The sequence below is a fragment of the Clostridium sp. DFI.1.208 genome (genome assembly GCF_024463855.1).
In the GTDB taxonomy this organism is placed as follows: Bacteria; Bacillota_I; Bacilli_A; order Erysipelotrichales; family Erysipelotrichaceae; genus Clostridium_AQ.
Window position 1 is genome coordinate 1 of sequence record NZ_JANGCA010000164.1, and the last position, 818, is coordinate 818.

Annotated in this window: 1 pseudogene; it reads left to right on the top strand. The window is 38.1% G+C overall.

The features are described 5' to 3' along the window. Positions 1-818: pseudogene (locus tag NE665_RS23830) on the top strand (transposase); the annotation flags it as partial.

Below are 818 nucleotides of genomic sequence, written 5' to 3' on the forward strand. Positions count from 1 at the left end.
AAACATACTATTCTCTTTAGGTATCAAAGATATATGTCAGCAGATAACTGATCGTCATAAATTCCAGTTTGACTTGACTTCTATTGTCAGCGACCTTGTCAATACCAGAATCATTTATCCCGGCTCTAAGCGTTCCTCTTTTAAAGATGCACATCATTTCTTAGATGTCCCTCAATATCAGCTGGAAGATGTCTATCGTTCTCTTCCTGTCCTTGCGGATGAGCGTTACTTTATCGAGAAGGAATTATACCTCAACAGCTCATCTATGTTTGAACGCAATAACAGTGTTCTTTTCTACGATTGTACGAATTTCTATTTTGAAATCGAGGAAGAAAATGATTTTCTTAAATATGGGAAGTCAAAAGAAAACAGACCGAATCCCATTGTTCAATATGGCCTGTTTATGGATGCAAATGGTCTGCCTATCGCTGATATGACGTTTGAAGGAAACAAGAACGAACAGTTTTCTTTGAGAGAACTCGAAAAACAAATCGAAAAGGACTTTCAGTTCAGCCGATTCATCGTCTGTGCAGATGCTGGATTGAATGGCTGGGAAAACAAGGTATATAATGATAAAAAAGCCCATGGAGCCTATATCGTTACGCAACCGATAAAGAAATTGAAAAAGAAGCTCAAAGATTGGGCAACGAATCCTGAAGGTTGGAGACTCCTTGGCCACAACAAGGTATTCAACATCGACGAAGTAGATGATGCGATAGTGATCGATGGTGTAGAATATCGTACAGATACTCTTATCTTCTATAAAGATAGATGGGAAAAGGATACAAAGAAAACAGAGCAATCAAAGCAGAAATACA